This is a genomic window from Rhodoferax sediminis (assembly GCF_006970865.1).
Lineage (GTDB): Bacteria > Pseudomonadota > Gammaproteobacteria > Burkholderiales > Burkholderiaceae_C > Rhodoferax_A > Rhodoferax_A sediminis.
Genome location: NZ_CP035503.1, coordinates 137,175 through 151,902 on the forward strand (window position 1 = coordinate 137,175; position 14,728 = coordinate 151,902).

Annotated in this window: 12 protein-coding genes; 7 read left to right on the forward strand and 5 right to left on the reverse strand. The window is 68.4% G+C overall.

The window, feature by feature from the left end:
• Positions 1-95: 95 nt before the first annotated feature.
• From EUB48_RS00690 to EUB48_RS00705, 4 genes are all read left to right on the forward strand, one after another.
• Positions 96-4,199 carry a YhdP family protein gene (locus EUB48_RS00690; protein WP_142817072.1) on the forward strand — a complete coding sequence of 1,368 codons (4,104 nt, stop codon included), beginning with the start codon at positions 96-98 and terminating at the stop codon, positions 4,197-4,199.
• On the forward strand, positions 4,196-5,017 hold the full coding sequence (locus EUB48_RS00695) for a carbon-nitrogen hydrolase family protein (protein ID WP_142817073.1): 822 nt from the start codon (positions 4,196-4,198) through the stop codon (positions 5,015-5,017). Before EUB48_RS00690 ends, EUB48_RS00695 begins: the two co-directional genes overlap by 4 nt.
• Complete coding sequence (locus EUB48_RS00700) at positions 5,014-7,062, forward strand: two-component system sensor histidine kinase NtrB (RefSeq protein ID WP_142817074.1); 2,049 nt, start codon at positions 5,014-5,016, stop codon at positions 7,060-7,062. The genes EUB48_RS00695 and EUB48_RS00700 overlap by 4 nt, the downstream gene beginning before the upstream one ends.
• A gap of 102 nt (positions 7,063-7,164) precedes the next feature.
• Positions 7,165-7,791 carry a response regulator transcription factor gene (locus EUB48_RS00705; protein WP_142817075.1) on the forward strand — a complete coding sequence of 209 codons (627 nt, stop codon included), beginning with the start codon at positions 7,165-7,167 and terminating at the stop codon, positions 7,789-7,791.
• 25 nt (positions 7,792-7,816) lie between these two features.
• On the opposite strand, the gene EUB48_RS21245 is transcribed toward EUB48_RS00705, so the two are convergent.
• The gene (locus tag EUB48_RS21245) at positions 7,817-7,978 is read right to left on the reverse strand and encodes a hypothetical protein (protein WP_168226678.1); all 162 of its coding nucleotides are present in this window, start codon (positions 7,976-7,978) and stop codon (positions 7,817-7,819) included.
• On the opposite strand from EUB48_RS21245, the gene mltA reads away from it, so the two are divergent.
• From mltA to EUB48_RS00720, 3 genes are all read left to right on the forward strand, one after another.
• Complete coding sequence (gene mltA, locus EUB48_RS00710) at positions 7,911-9,152, forward strand: murein transglycosylase A (RefSeq protein ID WP_142817076.1); 1,242 nt, start codon at positions 7,911-7,913, stop codon at positions 9,150-9,152. The two genes, EUB48_RS21245 and mltA, sit on opposite strands and share 68 nt — an antisense overlap.
• 72 nt (positions 9,153-9,224) lie before the next feature.
• Positions 9,225-9,437 carry an AbrB/MazE/SpoVT family DNA-binding domain-containing protein gene (locus EUB48_RS00715; protein ID WP_142817077.1) on the forward strand — a complete coding sequence of 71 codons (213 nt, stop codon included), beginning with the start codon at positions 9,225-9,227 and terminating at the stop codon, positions 9,435-9,437.
• Complete coding sequence (locus EUB48_RS00720; RefSeq protein ID WP_210411678.1) at positions 9,437-9,823, forward strand: type II toxin-antitoxin system VapC family toxin; 387 nt, start codon at positions 9,437-9,439, stop codon at positions 9,821-9,823. Before EUB48_RS00715 ends, EUB48_RS00720 begins: the two co-directional genes overlap by 1 nt.
• A gap of 206 nt (positions 9,824-10,029) precedes the next feature.
• Here EUB48_RS00720 and EUB48_RS00725 read toward each other — a convergent pair whose 3' ends face one another.
• From EUB48_RS00725 to EUB48_RS00740, 4 genes are read right to left on the reverse strand one after another with little or no spacing between them, the layout of a single operon-like run.
• On the reverse strand, positions 10,030-11,025 hold the full coding sequence (locus tag EUB48_RS00725; protein WP_142817078.1) for a Csu type fimbrial protein: 996 nt from the start codon (positions 11,023-11,025) through the stop codon (positions 10,030-10,032).
• Positions 11,022-13,364, reverse strand: coding sequence for a fimbria/pilus outer membrane usher protein (locus EUB48_RS00730; protein WP_244618287.1), 2,343 nt, complete (start codon positions 13,362-13,364; stop codon positions 11,022-11,024). Before EUB48_RS00730 ends, EUB48_RS00725 begins: the two co-directional genes overlap by 4 nt.
• Before the next feature lie 7 nt (positions 13,365-13,371).
• Complete coding sequence (locus EUB48_RS00735) at positions 13,372-14,112, reverse strand: fimbrial biogenesis chaperone (RefSeq protein WP_142817080.1); 741 nt, start codon at positions 14,110-14,112, stop codon at positions 13,372-13,374.
• A 26-nt stretch (positions 14,113-14,138) separates the two neighbouring features.
• Positions 14,139-14,654, reverse strand: a complete 516-nt coding sequence (locus tag EUB48_RS00740) for a Csu type fimbrial protein (RefSeq protein ID WP_142817081.1) — start codon at positions 14,652-14,654, stop codon at positions 14,139-14,141.
• Positions 14,655-14,728: the final 74 nt, after the last annotated feature.

Consider the following 14,728-nt stretch of genomic DNA (forward strand, 5'->3'; position numbering starts at 1 on the left):
GGGCGCCGGCTGCGGCGTTTAACAAAACTTCACCCCCCGGTGCTGAACCCACAGAGCTGCTGCGGGTCATAATTCCTGCCACGTCCTGATGCCTGATGAATGAACTGACACCCTCCCCCTCGCGGCGGCTCCGAGCCTTCTCTGTTGCAGTGCAATGGGTGTTGTGGTTGTTGCTGGGTGCATGGCTGTTGCTGGGGCTGGCCTGGGGCGGGCTGCACGGCTGGATTGTGCCGCGAATCGGCGAGTTTCGCCCGATGCTTGAAATACAGGCCAGCAAGGCACTGGGGGTACCGGTGCGCATCGGCGCCATCAGCGCGCAATCCACCGGCATGATCCCCTCGTTCGAGCTGCGCGACGTGACCCTGCTGGACGGCGCCGGCCGGGTGGCGCTGCGGCTGCCGCGCGTGCTGGCCGCGCTGTCGCCGCGCTCGCTCTTAAAGCTGGGCTTCGAGCAGTTGTACATCGACCGGCCGGAGCTCGACATCCGCCGCACCGCGGACGGGAAAATCCTGGTCGGCGGGCTGGACTTCTCCAGCACCACCAGCCACGACACTCGTGCGCTCGACTGGTTTTTTTCGCAAACCGAGTTTGTGATTCACGACGGCCTGCTGCGCTGGAGCGATGAGCAGCGCGGCGCGCCGCCGCTGGTGCTCAAGCAGCTCGATTTCGTGCTGCGCAACAAGGCACGCAGCCACGCCATGCGTATCGACGCCACACCGCCGCCGCAGTGGGGCGAACGCTTTCACCTGGCAGCGCTGCTGCGCCAGCCGCTCCTGGCCCGCCACAGCGGGCAATGGCAGCAGTGGGTCGGGCAGGTGTACGCCGACTTCGCGCGCGTCGATCTGGCGCAGTTGCACAGCTACGCCGATCTGCCGGATCTCACGGTGGAGCGCGGCAACGGCGCGGTGCGGGCGTGGGCCGACGTGAGCCATGGGCGGTTTACCGGCGGCACCTTCGATGTGGCGCTGGCCGAGGTCGCTGCCACGCTCGGGCCGCAGCTGCAGCCGCTGGTCCTGCAGTCGGTGGTCGGGCGGTTCGGGGGCCGGCTGCTGGCGGGCGGGTTCAACTTTTCCACGCAGGGCCTGCAGTTCAGCACGCCGGACGGTTTGCGCTGGCCCGGCGGCAATGCGCAGGTGACCTACACGCAAGCCGAAGGGCGCGTGCCGGCGCAAGGCGAGGTGCGGGCCGACAAGCTGGATCTGGCAGCCCTGACGCAAATCGCCGACCGCATTCCCCTGAGCCCCGGCGCCCACGCGGCGCTCGCCGCCTACGCGCCTAAAGGCCTGGTCGAGCAGGTGCAGGGCAGTTGGCAGGGGCTGCTGGAGGCGCCCGTCAAGTTCAGCGCGCGCGGGCGCGTGGTGCAGCTGGAGATTGCCGCGCAGCCCGCTGCGGCGCCACCCGGCCCGCCGGCCCACGTGCCGGTGAGTGCGCCGGTGGGCACGCCGGGTGTTCGCGGCGCAACGGTGGACTTCGACCTGACCCAGTCAGGCGGCAAGGCCCGGATCGCCATCCAGGCCGGCGCCTTGAGCCTGCCCGGCGTGTTCGAGGACCCGGTGGTGCCGCTGGACCAGCTGGGGGCCGATGTGCAGTGGCAGGTCAACGGCGAGCAGATCGCCACGCAGCTCACGAATGTGAAATTCTCCAATGCGGACGCCCAGGGCGATCTGCAGCTCAGCTGGAAAACCAGCGACCCCGCGCACTCGCCCAGCCATGCGCGTTTCCCCGGCGTGCTGGACCTGCAGGGCAGCCTGGCGCGGGCGCAGGCCACGCGGGTGTACCGCTACCTGCCGCTGGTGCTGCCGGCATCGGTGCGCGACTATGTGCGCGACGCCGTGCTGGCGGGCAGCGCCAGCACGGTCAAGTTTGCCGTCAAGGGCGATCTGCACGACCTCCCGTTTGCCGATCCCAAACAAGGTGAATTCCACGTTGCGGCGAATCTGCAAAACACCACGTTTGCGTTTGTGCCGCATAGCCTGCAGTCGGCGGGCGAGCCGCCCTGGCCGGCGCTGACCCAGCTCTCCGCCACGCTGGTGTTCGACCGCCAGTCGCTGCAGATCAAGGGTGCCACGGGTAAATTTGCGGGCGCGAACGGCCTGCCGGTCACCCGCGCCGACGCGCAGATTGCCGATCTGACGCACGCCGCCACTGTGGTGGTGGATGCGCAGACGAAAGGTCCGCTCAAGGACATGCTGGGCTTTGTGGCGGGCTCGCCGCTGGATGCCATGACGGGGCAAGCCTTGAGCCAGGCCAGCGCCAGCGGCCCGGCCGATCTGAAGCTGCATCTGGAGTTGCCGATTCACAGCATCGCCAAATCCAAAGTGCTGGGCAGCGTGACGCTGGCCGGCAACGACCTGCAGATGTCGCCCGGCACGCCGCTGCTGGGCAAGGCGCAGGGCGTGGTCAGCTTCACCGAGAGCGGGTTTGCCATCACCGGCGGGCAGGCGCGCATGCTGGGCGGCGACATCCGCATCGAGGGCGGCATGCGCGCGCCCACCGCCGCACAGCCCGACTCGCCCATCGTGATCCGGGCCCAGGGCAGCATCACGGCGTTGGCCCTGCAGCAGGCGCGCGAACTGGGGGCTGTCGCGCGGCTCGCGCAAAACGCCACGGGCAGCACCACCTATGCCGCGGTGCTGGGGTTTCGCAAGGGGGTGCCCGACTTGTTGGTGACGAGCAGCTTGCAGGGGCTCGCGCTCAACCTGCCCGCGCCCCTGAACAAGAGCGCGGATGCGGCTTTGCCGCTGCGCCTGGAGAGCAAACGGCTGCCCGGTTCGACCGGCCAGCCGCAGGATCAGCTGAGCCTGGACATCGGGCGCATCGCTTTTGCGACGTATGTGCGCGATCTCTCCGGCGCACAGGCGCGGGTCGTGCGCGGTGCCATCGGCGCCGGCCTGACAGCGGGCGAGGCGCCCTCGCTGCCCGATGCGGGCGTGGTCGCCAGCGTGAATCTGGAGCGTCTCGATCTGGATGCGTGGCAGGCGCTGCTGTCCCGGGCCGCTGCGCCTGGCGCGGGCGCGGTTGCGCCCCAGGCGGCTACGCCGGGCGCCACGCCCGCCGACGAATCCGACTACCTGCCCACGGTGGTGGCGCTGCGCGCACGCGAGTTGACGGTGCAGGGGCGCACGCTGCACAACGTCGTGGTCGGGGGCTCGCGCGATGGACGCACCTGGCGCGCCAATCTCGATGCCGACGAACTCGATGGCTACGCCGAGTACCGGCCCTCGTCGGGCGCAGGCGCCGGGCGCGTGTACGCACGGCTGGCGCGCCTGAAGATTGCCGCGAGTTCCACCAGCAAGGTCGAGGAGCTGCTCGAGAAGCCGACCGACAGTGTGCCGGCGCTGGATATCGTGGTGGACGATTTTGAGCTCAAGGGCAAGCGGCTGGGACGCGTCGAGATCGACGCCGTGAATCGCGGCCCGGCGGCCGTGGCGCGCGAAGGCGGCATCCGCGAGTGGCGGCTCAACAAGCTCAACATCACGCTGCCGGAGGCAACTTTCAGTGCGACCGGAAACTGGGCCGCGCCCGACGCGCAGGCCGCTACCCCGGGTGGGCTGCGGCGCACGACGATGAATTTCAAGCTCGACATCAACGACTCGGGCGCGCTGCTGGCGCGCTTCGGCATGAAGGACGTGATCCGCCGGGGCAAAGGCACGATGCAGGGCCAGGTGGCCTGGACCGGTTCCCCGTTCACGCTGGACTACCCGACGATGGGCGGGCAGTTCAACGTCAACATCGAGGGCGGGCAGTTCCTCAAGGCCGACCCCGGCCTGGCCAAGCTGCTCGGCGTGCTCAGCCTGCAGTCGCTGCCGCGGCGCCTCACGCTCAATTTCAGCGACGTGTTCAGCGACGGTTTCGCGTTCGACTTTGTGCGCGGAGACGTCAAGATCAACCATGGCATCGCCGCCACCAACAACCTGCAGATGAAGGGCGTCAACGCGGCCGTGCTGATGGACGGCCAGGCCGACCTGGCGCACGAGACGCAGAGTATCCGCGTGGTGGTGGTGCCCGAACTCAACGCCGGCACGGCGTCCCTGATCGCCACGGCCATCAACCCGGCCATCGGCCTGGGCAGCTTTCTGGCGCAATATTTCCTGCGGCGCCCGCTGATGGAAGCGGCAACCCAGGAGTTCCACATCGACGGGACCTGGACCGACCCCAAAATCACCCGGGTGGAGCATAAGACGGGAGTCACACAATGAGAGTTGCCGCCATCCAGATGGTCTCGGGTGTGAGCGCCGAGGCGAACCTGCGCCAGGCCCACGCGCTGCTGTCCGGGGCCGCGCACGCGGGGGCCGAACTGGCCGTGCTGCCCGAGTATTTTTGCCTGCTGGGCCGGCGCGACACCGACAAGCTCGCGGTGCAGGAGGCTTTCGGTGGCAATGGCGGCGCGATCCAGCTGTTTCTGGCCGATGCGGCGCGCGAACTCGGGCTGTGGATCGTGGGCGGCACGCTGCCGCTGTCCACGCCGGAGCTGGTGCACGTGCGCAACAGCACGCTGGTCTTCACGCCCGGCGGGCAGTGCGTGGCGCGCTACGACAAGATCCACCTGTTTCGCTTCGACAACGGGCACGAGCGCTACGACGAATCGCGCGTACTCGAGCCGGGCCGCGAGCCCGTGATGTTCGATCTGCCATCGCGCGACGGCCATCGCTGGCGCGTGGGCTTGAGCGTGTGCTACGACCTGCGCTTTCCCGAGCTGTACCGCGCCTATGCCGCGCGCGGCGCCGAGTTGCTGCTGGTGCCCAGCGCCTTCACCCACACCACGGGCCAGGCGCACTGGGAGGTGCTGGTGCGCGCGCGCGCCATCGAGAACCTGGCCTATGTGGCGGCCCCGGCGCAGGGCGGCCTGCACGAGAACGGGCGCCGCACCTGGGGCCATTCGATGCTGGTGGATCCCTGGGGTGTGGTACTCCAGACGCTGGCCGAGGGCGCCGGTGTGGTGCTGGGCGAGCTTGATGCGGCTCGGCTCCAGGTGGCGCGCCAGCAGCTGCCCGCACTGGAGCACCGCGTCCTGTGAGGGCATCGCTGCGACCGGCGCTGGACAAGCTGGCGCTGGCCTGGCGCCGCTGGTCGCTCTGGGCCTTGCTGGCGGGGCTGGTGCTGGCCGTGCTTGCGACACTGGTGTTCCTGGCCGGGCGCTACGAGGCCAGCCAGGTGCAGGCCAAGCTCGAGCGCGACACGGCCAACACCATCGGCGACATCCGCGCCGGCCTGGCGCGCAATGTGCAAAGCCTGCAGGCCCTGCAGGCCGGCCGTCCGGCGCCCGAGGCCTGGGCGCTGGGCGCCCGTGCGCTGCTGCACGAACGCCGTGAGCTGATGCGCATCGAATGGCGCGATGACGCACTGGCGATCCTGGAGCATGTGGACTCGCCGTTCCACGTGCCGGTGTTCAGCCGCTACGACCGCTCCATCGCACAGTCCGACATGGCCCTGGCCTGTGCCAACGCGCACCGCTTCAGCGGGCCGGCTTACTCCAACAGCTATTTCGTGCCGCAGTCGGACGGGCTGGGCATGGAGATGATGGATGTGTGCCTGCCGCTCGCCAGCGGCGGGCAACCGGCGGGCTATCTGGTGGCCACCTACTCGCTGCAGGAGATTCTGTCCGATCTGGTCGAGAAGCAGCTCACGCGCAGCCAGGAGGTGTCGTTCACCGAGGCCGACGGCACGCGTCTGGCGCTGCACGGCCAGGGCCGGCGCGGCTCGCGCGTGTTCACGGCGCAGCAGCTGCTGAATTTGCCGGGCTACACGCTGGTGCTGCGCATGGACAGCTGGCGCGCCGCCCCCGATCTGTTTCCCGATGTGCTGACCGCGCTGGTCAGTGTCATGTCGATCGCGCTGGTCTCGGTGCTGGTGCTGCTGGCCAAGGACATGCGCCGGCGCCTGCGCGCCGAGCGCGGCCTGGCCGATGCGCTGGCGTTTCGCAAGGCCATGGAGGACTCGCTGGTCACCGGGCTGCGCGCGCGCGACCTGCAGGGCCGCATCACCTATGTCAATCCGGCGTTTTGCCAGATGGTGGGTTTTGCGCCGGAGGAACTGATGGGCCACAGCGTGCCCGCGCCCTACTGGCCGCCCGATCAGGCCGACGAATACCGCCAGCGCCACGCGATCCGCATGAGCGGCGGCAGCGTGCCGCCGCGCGAAGGCTTCGAGTCGGTATTCGTGCGCAAGGACGGCACGCGCTTTCCGGTGCTGATCATCGAGGCGCCGCTGATCGATGCGCAGGGCGTGCAGACCGGCTGGATGGGGGCCTGCCTGGACATCAGCGAGCAGCGCCGCGTGCAGGAGCTCACGCGCGCCACGCAGGAACGGCTGCAGGCTACCGCGCGGCTGGCCACGGTCGGTGAGATGGCCTCGCTCTTGAGCCACGAACTGAACCAGCCGCTGGCCGCCATCTCCAGCTATGCCACGGGCTCGATGAACCTGCTCCAGGGTGACCCGGGGCCGGACGGGCATTCTTCCCTGGCGCTGGCCATGCGCCGCATTGCCGAGCAGGCCGGGCGCGCGGGCAGGATCATCAAGAGCGTGCACGACTTCGTGCGTCGGCGCGACGAGGCGCGCGAGGTCGTGCGCCCGCAGGACCTGTTCGACGCCATCCTGCCGCTGGTCAGTTTGCAGGCGGGCAAGCTCGGCGTGCGCGTGGAGCTGTCGTTCGAGAAAGACCTGCCCTCCGTGCTGTGCGACCACACCATGGTCGAGCAGGTGCTGCTGAATCTGGCACGCAACGCCATGCAGGCGATGGACGAGCCGGCCATCACCCGACGCCTGCTGGTGCTGGCGGTGCGGCGCGCGCAAGCCACCGAGCGCACGGCGCACAGCCCCGGCTGGCTGGAGTTCTCGGTGGCAGACCTCGGCCCAGGCATTGCGCCGCAGGTTGCACAGCAACTGTTCACTCCGTTTTTCACCACCAAGCGCGAAGGCATGGGGCTGGGCCTGAGCCTGTGCCGCACGGTGGTGGAGCAGCACGGCGGCTTCCTCACGCTGCAGCCGAACCAGCCGCAAGGCATGATTTTCCGATTCACGCTGCCCGTTCATTCACCGGCCGCCACCGCCGCAGATGCATAGCTGATTAGCGAGAGCCCCCACGCTTGCCACTGCGTGTGCTGCGCTGCCCCCCGAGGGGGCTCACTTGCTCGGGGCGGCCCGTCGCTGCGTTAGGATGCGCCCATGCAACCCGCGTTGAATGCAACCGTTTTTTTGGTGGACGACGATGCCAGCGTGCGCGAAGCGCTGGCCTGGCTGCTGCGTTCGCGCCATGTGCCCAGCGACTCCTACGACAGTGCCGAGGCATTCATGCGAATGCTGCAAACCGGTTTCGTGCCGACCCAGCCCTGCTGTCTGCTGCTCGACGTGCGCATGCCGGGTATGAGCGGCCTGGCGCTGTTCGACCAGCTTGCCCTGCGCGGCCTGGTGCAGGCCATGCCGGTGATTTTTTTGACCGGGCACGCGGACGTGCCCACCGCCGTAGCCGCCGTCAAACGCGGCGCCTTCGACTTTTGCGAAAAACCGTTTTCCGACAATGCGCTCGTGGACCGGGTCGAGCAGGCGCTGCAGCAGTCGGCGCAGATCCTGCAGGCGCGCAGCGCGCAAACCAGCGCGCAGTCGCGCCTGGCCGGCCTGACCGAGCGCGAGCACGACGTGATGCGCCTGGTGGTGGAAGGCCTGCCCAACAAGCTGATTGCCGACCAGCTCAACATCAGCGTGCGCACGGTGGAGGTGCACCGCTCGCGGGTGTTCGACAAGATGGAAGTCAAGTCGGCTGTGGAGTTGGCCAATGCGCTGCGAAATGTATAGCGCATCGTGCATGCCGCACAAGGGCTTAGGGCTTGTTTCGCTCTGAAGTCGTGATGTCTGGCGCATCCTTCGAAGCCGGCTCCGGGAGCGTCAACTCGCCCTGTTTGCGGCCCGAGAACATGGTCCACCAGACAATCAGCAGCAGCGCCGCCAGGGCGGCCAGCGCTTCAACCAAAAGCAAAATCATGAATCGACTCCTGTGGCGGCTCTCGCGGTGTGTGGCCAGTGCGGCGATTGTAGGCACGCTGTGGGGCTGCGCCAGCGCGCCGCCCTACAACCCTGCGCGAGAGGCCGGTATCGCCGCCCTGGCGCCCGGCGCCCTGCCCGGCGACAACGGCCCGCTGCCGCCCGCCCTGCAGAGCGGCAAGAGCCGCTGGGTGCCGGTGCGCTGGGCCGACCTGCCGGGCTTTGCCGACGACCCGCTGTTCGAAGCCTGGAACGCCTGGATCAAGAGCTGCGAGCGCCCCGGCCCCACCTTTGCGCCGCTGTGCGCCGAAGTGCGGCGCCTGAGCATCGGCACGGGCGAGGAGCAGCGCGCCTGGATGATGCAGCACCTGCAGCCGTACCGCGTGGAGCCGCTTGCGGCAGGCAGCCCCGGCGCGTCCGAGGGCCTGCTGACCGGCTACTACGAGCCGCTCATGGACGCCTCGCGCCTGCCCGGCCCCGGCTACACGGTGCCGCTGTACCGCCCGCCGGCCGGTTTGAACCAGCGCCGGCCCTGGTACACGCGCCAGCAAATCGACACGCTGCCTGAAGCCCGGGCGGCACTGCGCGGGAACGAGATTGCGTACGTGGCCGACCCGATCGATGCGCTGATTCTGCAGATCCAGGGCTCGGGGCGCTTGCGCATCGCCGAGCCCGACGGCAGCCAGCACCTGGTGCGGCTGGCGTTTGCCGGCACCAATGACCAGCCGTACCAGAGCGTGGGACGCTGGCTGCTGGACCAGGGCGCCACCCGCGATGCCACCTGGCCCGGCATCCGCGCGTGGCTTGCGCAGAACCCGCAGCGCATGAACGAGCTGCTTTGGAGCAACCCGCGCGTTGTGTTCTTCCGTGAGGAGCCGCTGTCTGAATTGGACGCTGCCTTCGGCCCGCGCGGCGCCCAGGGCGTGGCGCTCACGCCCGGGCGCTCCATCGCGGTGGATGCCGCCAGCATTCCCTACGGCACGCCGGTCTGGCTCGCCTCCAGCGGCGCGCAGGTGAATCTGCAAAAACTGGTGCTGGCGCAAGACACCGGCAGCGCCATCGTGGGCGCGGTGCGCGCCGATTATTTTGCCGGCTGGGGGGCGCAGGCGGGGGAGCTGGCGGGGCGGCTCAAGCAGCCGCTCAAGCTTTGGGTTTTGTGGCCGAAACAGCCGTAGGCGTTCGTACCCGATAAAGTTAAAACGGGTGTATTCTTACAAATCCATCATCGATTGACACGAGGTACGAAAATGCCCGCCACCGCCACCCTCTCCAGCAAGTTCCAGATCTCGATTCCAAAGGCCGTTCGCGAAGAACAGCGCTGGAAGGCCGGCCAGGAATTCGTGTTCATCCCCAAGGGCCGGGGCATGCTGCTCATGCCAGTGCCGGAACTGGACGAATTGGCGGGCATCGCCAGGGGCGCCACGAAGGAAGGCTACCGCGACCGCGAGGACCGCTACTGATGGCGGCACCGATGCGCGTGGTCGACACCTCGGCCTGGATCGAATGGCTGACCAGCAGCGCGCTCGGCACCAGGCTGGGTCAGGACTTTCCCGAGCAGGCGCACTGCATCGTGCCGACGATCGTGCAGCTCGAGCTGGCAAAGTGGCTGGGACGGGAGGTGGGCGAGGAACAGGCAGACCAGGTCATTGCGTACACGCAGAAATGCGTCGTCGTGCCGCTGGACACCCGCATCGCGCTGCTGGCGGCTGAACTGCACCGTGAATACAAGCTGGCAGCGGCGGATGCCATCGTCTACGCCACGGCCCGGCACCAAGGCGCCGATCTACTCACCTGCGATGCGCATTTCGAAGGACTGCTCGCGGTGCTGTTGCATGCGAAAAAATGAGCCATCACGAGTGCGGCGCTGCGGGCCACTCCAAGCAGCCCCTGACGCCCTGGTTTTGTGGTCGAAACAGGTTGTGGCCCAGTTGAGATATGGACAGCTTACTATCAAAAACATAGTGGTCGAGACAGCGTCGCGGAACGCGACCGCACGCGGGGGCGGTTTTGCGTTGCGCCAGCGGCGGGCCAGCCCGTCGCCCCTATCCCCTATCAATAGTTGACGTTCACCGTTACCGTATCCGAATAGGTGTCCGGCGTGTAGTTGGCGCTGGGCGCTTTCGGATAGACCGTATAGGGCTGCGCGAGGCCGGTGCCGGTCCCTGCGACGGTGTTGGTACCGACATTGCCCCAGACCTTGGTGTAGCCCGCATCGGAATAGAGCTGGTAGGGCACCTTGTCGGTGTTGCCGCTGATCACCCCGGACATGTTGCCCGTGCCGCTGGCGGTGCCACCGTTGAGGGCCGATGGAAGCAGGCCCACGGTGTAGACGGTGCTGCTGGGGCAGGTCACCTTGATGGTGCCCGTGCCCGGGACCGCGCTATTGACCACCGCGGCGGCAACGCTGCCGAGGTCGATGTTGGTGGCGGTGACCGAGCAGGAGTTGCTCACGTTGGCGCTCACGAGGAAGGAATCGAAGCTGCCATCGTTGGTGCCACCTCCGCCGCAGTTCTTGGGAAACTGGCTTCCGCCATCCACCACGTTCAGCGTGTTGTTGATCAACTGTTCGTTGTAGGGGCCGGGGAGCGTCGCCGTCTGCCCCGCCAGCACCCGGCCATAGAGTGTCGCTACGCCGGAGGTGGCACCTTTGGCCGGGACCAGCACCTGGACATACAACTCAGTGCCGAGGGTCCCGGAGTTGCTACCCCAGGGGTTGGTCCGGGCCGCATCCTGGTAGATCTGGAACTGCAGGTACGGGCCGGCCCCGGCCTGCATCCGGCGCGGGTTGGCATTGGCGGCGTCGGACGGGCCTTGGCCAATGCGGAAACACGCGGCGAGATAATGGTTCGAATTGTCGTTGGTGGTGCATGTGTAGCTGAGCGTGGCGCTCGCATCCGTCTGGCTCGACAGCGGGTTGACGGTGCCGAACGCGAGCGTGGTCATCGTCGCGCTGCAACTGAACGGCGCGGCGTGCGCCGGCACGGCCCCAAACATTCCGCAGCTGATCAGCAGCAGCGTCCCCAGCCAGCGTTGAAGCGAACGAGTCATGGCGAGGCCTCCTTGGTGCAGCGCAGCGGTCCGATCTGCGGAATGCTGCCGCCGGTGTCCTTGTGGTAGTCAAAGCGCACGGTGCAGGCGCCGGCGGGCGTCTGCACCGTGAGCACATTGCGCGTATCCAGCGTGTCCAGGTAGACCTCGCCGTCGTAGCCGACCAGGGTGGGTTTGCCCGGCTGGGCGTTTACGCGCACCAGGCTGCCCAGCGGCAGCGGCTTGCCGGCCGCGTCGACCAGAACGATGGAGGCCGCGCGCACCGGCGTGATGTCGAAGTTCACCAGCGTGCCGGCGCGGTCGCTGGGCGTGGCGATGGCCCTGACGCGGGCGATCCGCATGTCGGCCGGCAGCTGCATCGGGTCGATCGCGAGCTGGTTGTTCTGGTACGCATTGAGCGGCGTCACCAGCAGTTGGCCGTTGCGGTCGGTGCGGCCGACCGGGCGGTTTTCCAGCAGCACCGGCACGCCGGGCACGCCGTCGGTCGACACCAGCGCGAACGCGTCATTGATCTGGCGCGCGGCGAACGGGTGCCCGCCCATGAACACCAGTGCCCCATTCGCATCGCCGTATGCATAGCGGGTGCCGTTGAACGCGCTCACGCCGGCGGCGTAGCGCCCATAGCGGCCCAAGTAGTCGAGCTCGCCCTGCCCACCGTTCTGATCGTCGCCCTGGCGCAGCGCGGCGTTCCAGCCCCAGCCGCCTTCGGTCGGCGTCGCGCGGCTGGTGCTGGCCGTCACGAAGTTGCTGCTGTTGTCGTGCTGCAGCCCGGTGCTGACACTGGTGCGCGCGTCGAGCGCCAAGGTCAGGTTCACGAACACGCTGCGCAGATTGCGATTCACCAGGTCCTGGTTTGCGGTGACTGACAGCGTGGTCGCGCGGCTCAGCGACTTGAACCAGCCGGCGCTGGCATAGCGCGACGCGGTCTGACCCAGGTACTGCTGGGACAGGTAGCTGAGCGAGAAGCTGCCGATATGGTCGGTGTTGTAGCCGACCGTGGCGCTGCCGCTGGCGCGCGCCGGAAGACTCCCGTACAGCGCGGCCACGTCCTGGTAGGCGCCTTCGGTGCGGGTGCCGCTGAAAGCTACATTGAAGCGGCTGTCGGTCCAGTTGTAGCCCAGGCCGAGCTGTGAGCCGCTCTGCCCCGAGCCGCCGGAATGCGCGAGCGAGCCGGTCAGCACGCCGGACCGTCCCAGCAGCCAGGCGCCACCGGCGCCGGCTTCGCCCAAGCCGGCGGTCGCCTCGCCGTGCGTCTCGACGGTGAAGCTGTTGCTTAGGCCGTAGCGCCAGGTGCCGCTGGCCACCAGGTCCCGTCCGTAGTCGTTCGACACCAGGCCGTAGTTCTGGCGCACGCGGCCGAGCTCGATCGACCAGCTGGAGAGTCCCTGTTTCAGCAACTGCTGCGTGCCGTACAGCGAGAAGTTCAGCGTCGTGCTGCGGCCGAACGCGTCGGTCAGCACGACCTGCGCGTTGCCGGCGCCGCTGATGTTCGGCAGCGTGTTCAGCTGGAACGGGCCGGCCGGCACCTGGCCGTTGAACTGGCGCATGCCGTTCACGTACAGGTCGAGCTGCGACGGCAGCGTGGCCGAGCCCAGCAGCGCCGGCACCGGGGTCGTGATCTGGTACGGCTGCAGCGCGAAGTTGCTGCCGATCTGCAGGCCGCCGATGCGCGTGGCGCGGGTCCAGGTCAGCGCGTCGGTCAATGTGTCGCCGACGCGAAGCGTCAGCAGCTTGTCCGGCCAGGAGTGGCTCCAGGCGGTGTCCAGCCGCACTGACTGGCGCTGCCACGCGCCGCCGTCGGCGCGCGTCTGCTGCGACAGCGCGGTGCTGCTCGCCACGCCCCAGGCGCCGAATGCGCGCAGTTCGGTGAATGCGCTCAAGGACGCGGCCGAGCCCTCGCCCTGGGTGCCGTACAGGTCGTAGTTCAGCAGCAGGCCCGGCGACGTGGTGACCCTGTGCGGCGTGATGCCCGGCACGGTCAGCGCCGTTTCGGGGAGCTTCAGCAGCGACAGCGGCGCGGTGAGCAGCACGCGCTGCTGCTGCGCGTCGTACTGCACCTGCAGACCGGCCAGGCTTTGCAGGCGGACCGGGTCCGGGCCGCCGGCCGGCAGCACGAAGCCGAGCGCGCGCAGGCTGGCGGCCGGGGCCCAGAGCTGGCCGCCACGATCGCCGAAGTGCACGATGCCGCGCGCGCTGCCGTTCAGCGTCATGTCAAGGTACACGTCCTGCCCGTTCGCGCTGGCCAGGCTGTCGTCGGACGCGCCAGCGATCTGCGTCGCCGGGTCCGGGCCGGCATCTGCGACTTGCGCCCCACCGGCCAGCAAGGCCAGAGGCAGCAACAGGACCTCAGCGAGGACGCTCGGCCAGCGTGATGCTTTGGTCCGTCTTGCCATTGATCATTGCCTCCCAGCGGCCGCCGTCCGCAAGCGCGGCGGCCGGCACGCGCACCGCCCAGCGCATGCGCGCACCCGCTAACACATAGCCGAGCAGGCCGCGCGCGATGTCGCCGTGCTTGCCGGCTGCGTCGGTGTAGCCGACGTCGGCGATCTGAGCGTGCGTGCCACCGCTGTTGCTGACTTCGAGCAGTATCTTGTCGCCTTCGCGCCTGAGCGCCCATTGCAGTTGCGGCGCGCTGGCCGGCGCGCCGGCCGGCTCGACGAACACCGGCACCGAGTAGCGCAGCACGTACTGCAGGCCCTTCTGGCTCGGGTCATGCACCGGCAGTTCGTCGATGATCAGGCGGTACGCTTCCTCGGTGCCGCCGGCAGGCGGCGCCCCGAGCCGGATCGCGCGGATCAGCTGGCGGTCACCCGCCGCCAGTTCCACCATCGGCGGGCTCGCGACCAGGCCACGCGTCGTCGCGAGCGTGTCGGCATCGTCCTCCTGCGTCCAGCGGTAGACCCGCACCTGCGCATGCACCACGTTGTCGCCGGTGTTGCTGAGCCACAGGCCGTCGGCGTTTTGCGAGCTGACCAGCGTCAGCGAGACCGGCGCGACCTGCAGGCCGCTGGCGAACGTGGCGGCACAGCCAAGCGCTGCAACGCAGGCGGCGAGAGGGGGCAGCAGGAGGGAGAAGAGTCGGCGCATGTCTTGGGGTTGGCAGTTCGGGCTGCTCAGTAATGTATGCTGACCGTCACCGTGTCGGCATAGCGGTCCGGCATGAAGTTGACGTTGGTCACCTTCGCGTACACGGGGAACGAGACGGCGTCTGCCGCAGCCATGCCGGTGCCGGCGACGCCATTGCCTCGGCGCGTGCTGGTGGCGGTGTTGCCCCAGACCCTCGTCAGCGCTGCGTTGGAGTAGAGGGTGTAGGGCACCTGGGCGCCGTTCCCCGCTCGCGCGCCGAGCATCGCGCCCTTGCCGTTGCGATTGCCGTCGGAGGGCGCGAGACCGATATAGAACGGCGTCTTCTTCGAGCAATTGACCTTGAGCGTCGTGCTGCCGTTGTAGTTCACGGCGCTGGACTGGGTCGTAACGGTGCCGAGATCGATGGCTGTGGGCGCGAGGGTCACTGCACAGGACGAGGCGACGGTCATCTGTACCCGGAAGGTTGCGACCGCCGGCCCGGCGTGGGCGACACCGGCCAGCAGGGCTGTCATCGCGAGCCCGGCGATCGGTCGCGTGTTCATGCGCAGGCTCCTATAAGGGTTCGCGACGTCCGCATCAAGTTGCGCGGACACCGGGGGTGTGCAAACGAGTTGGG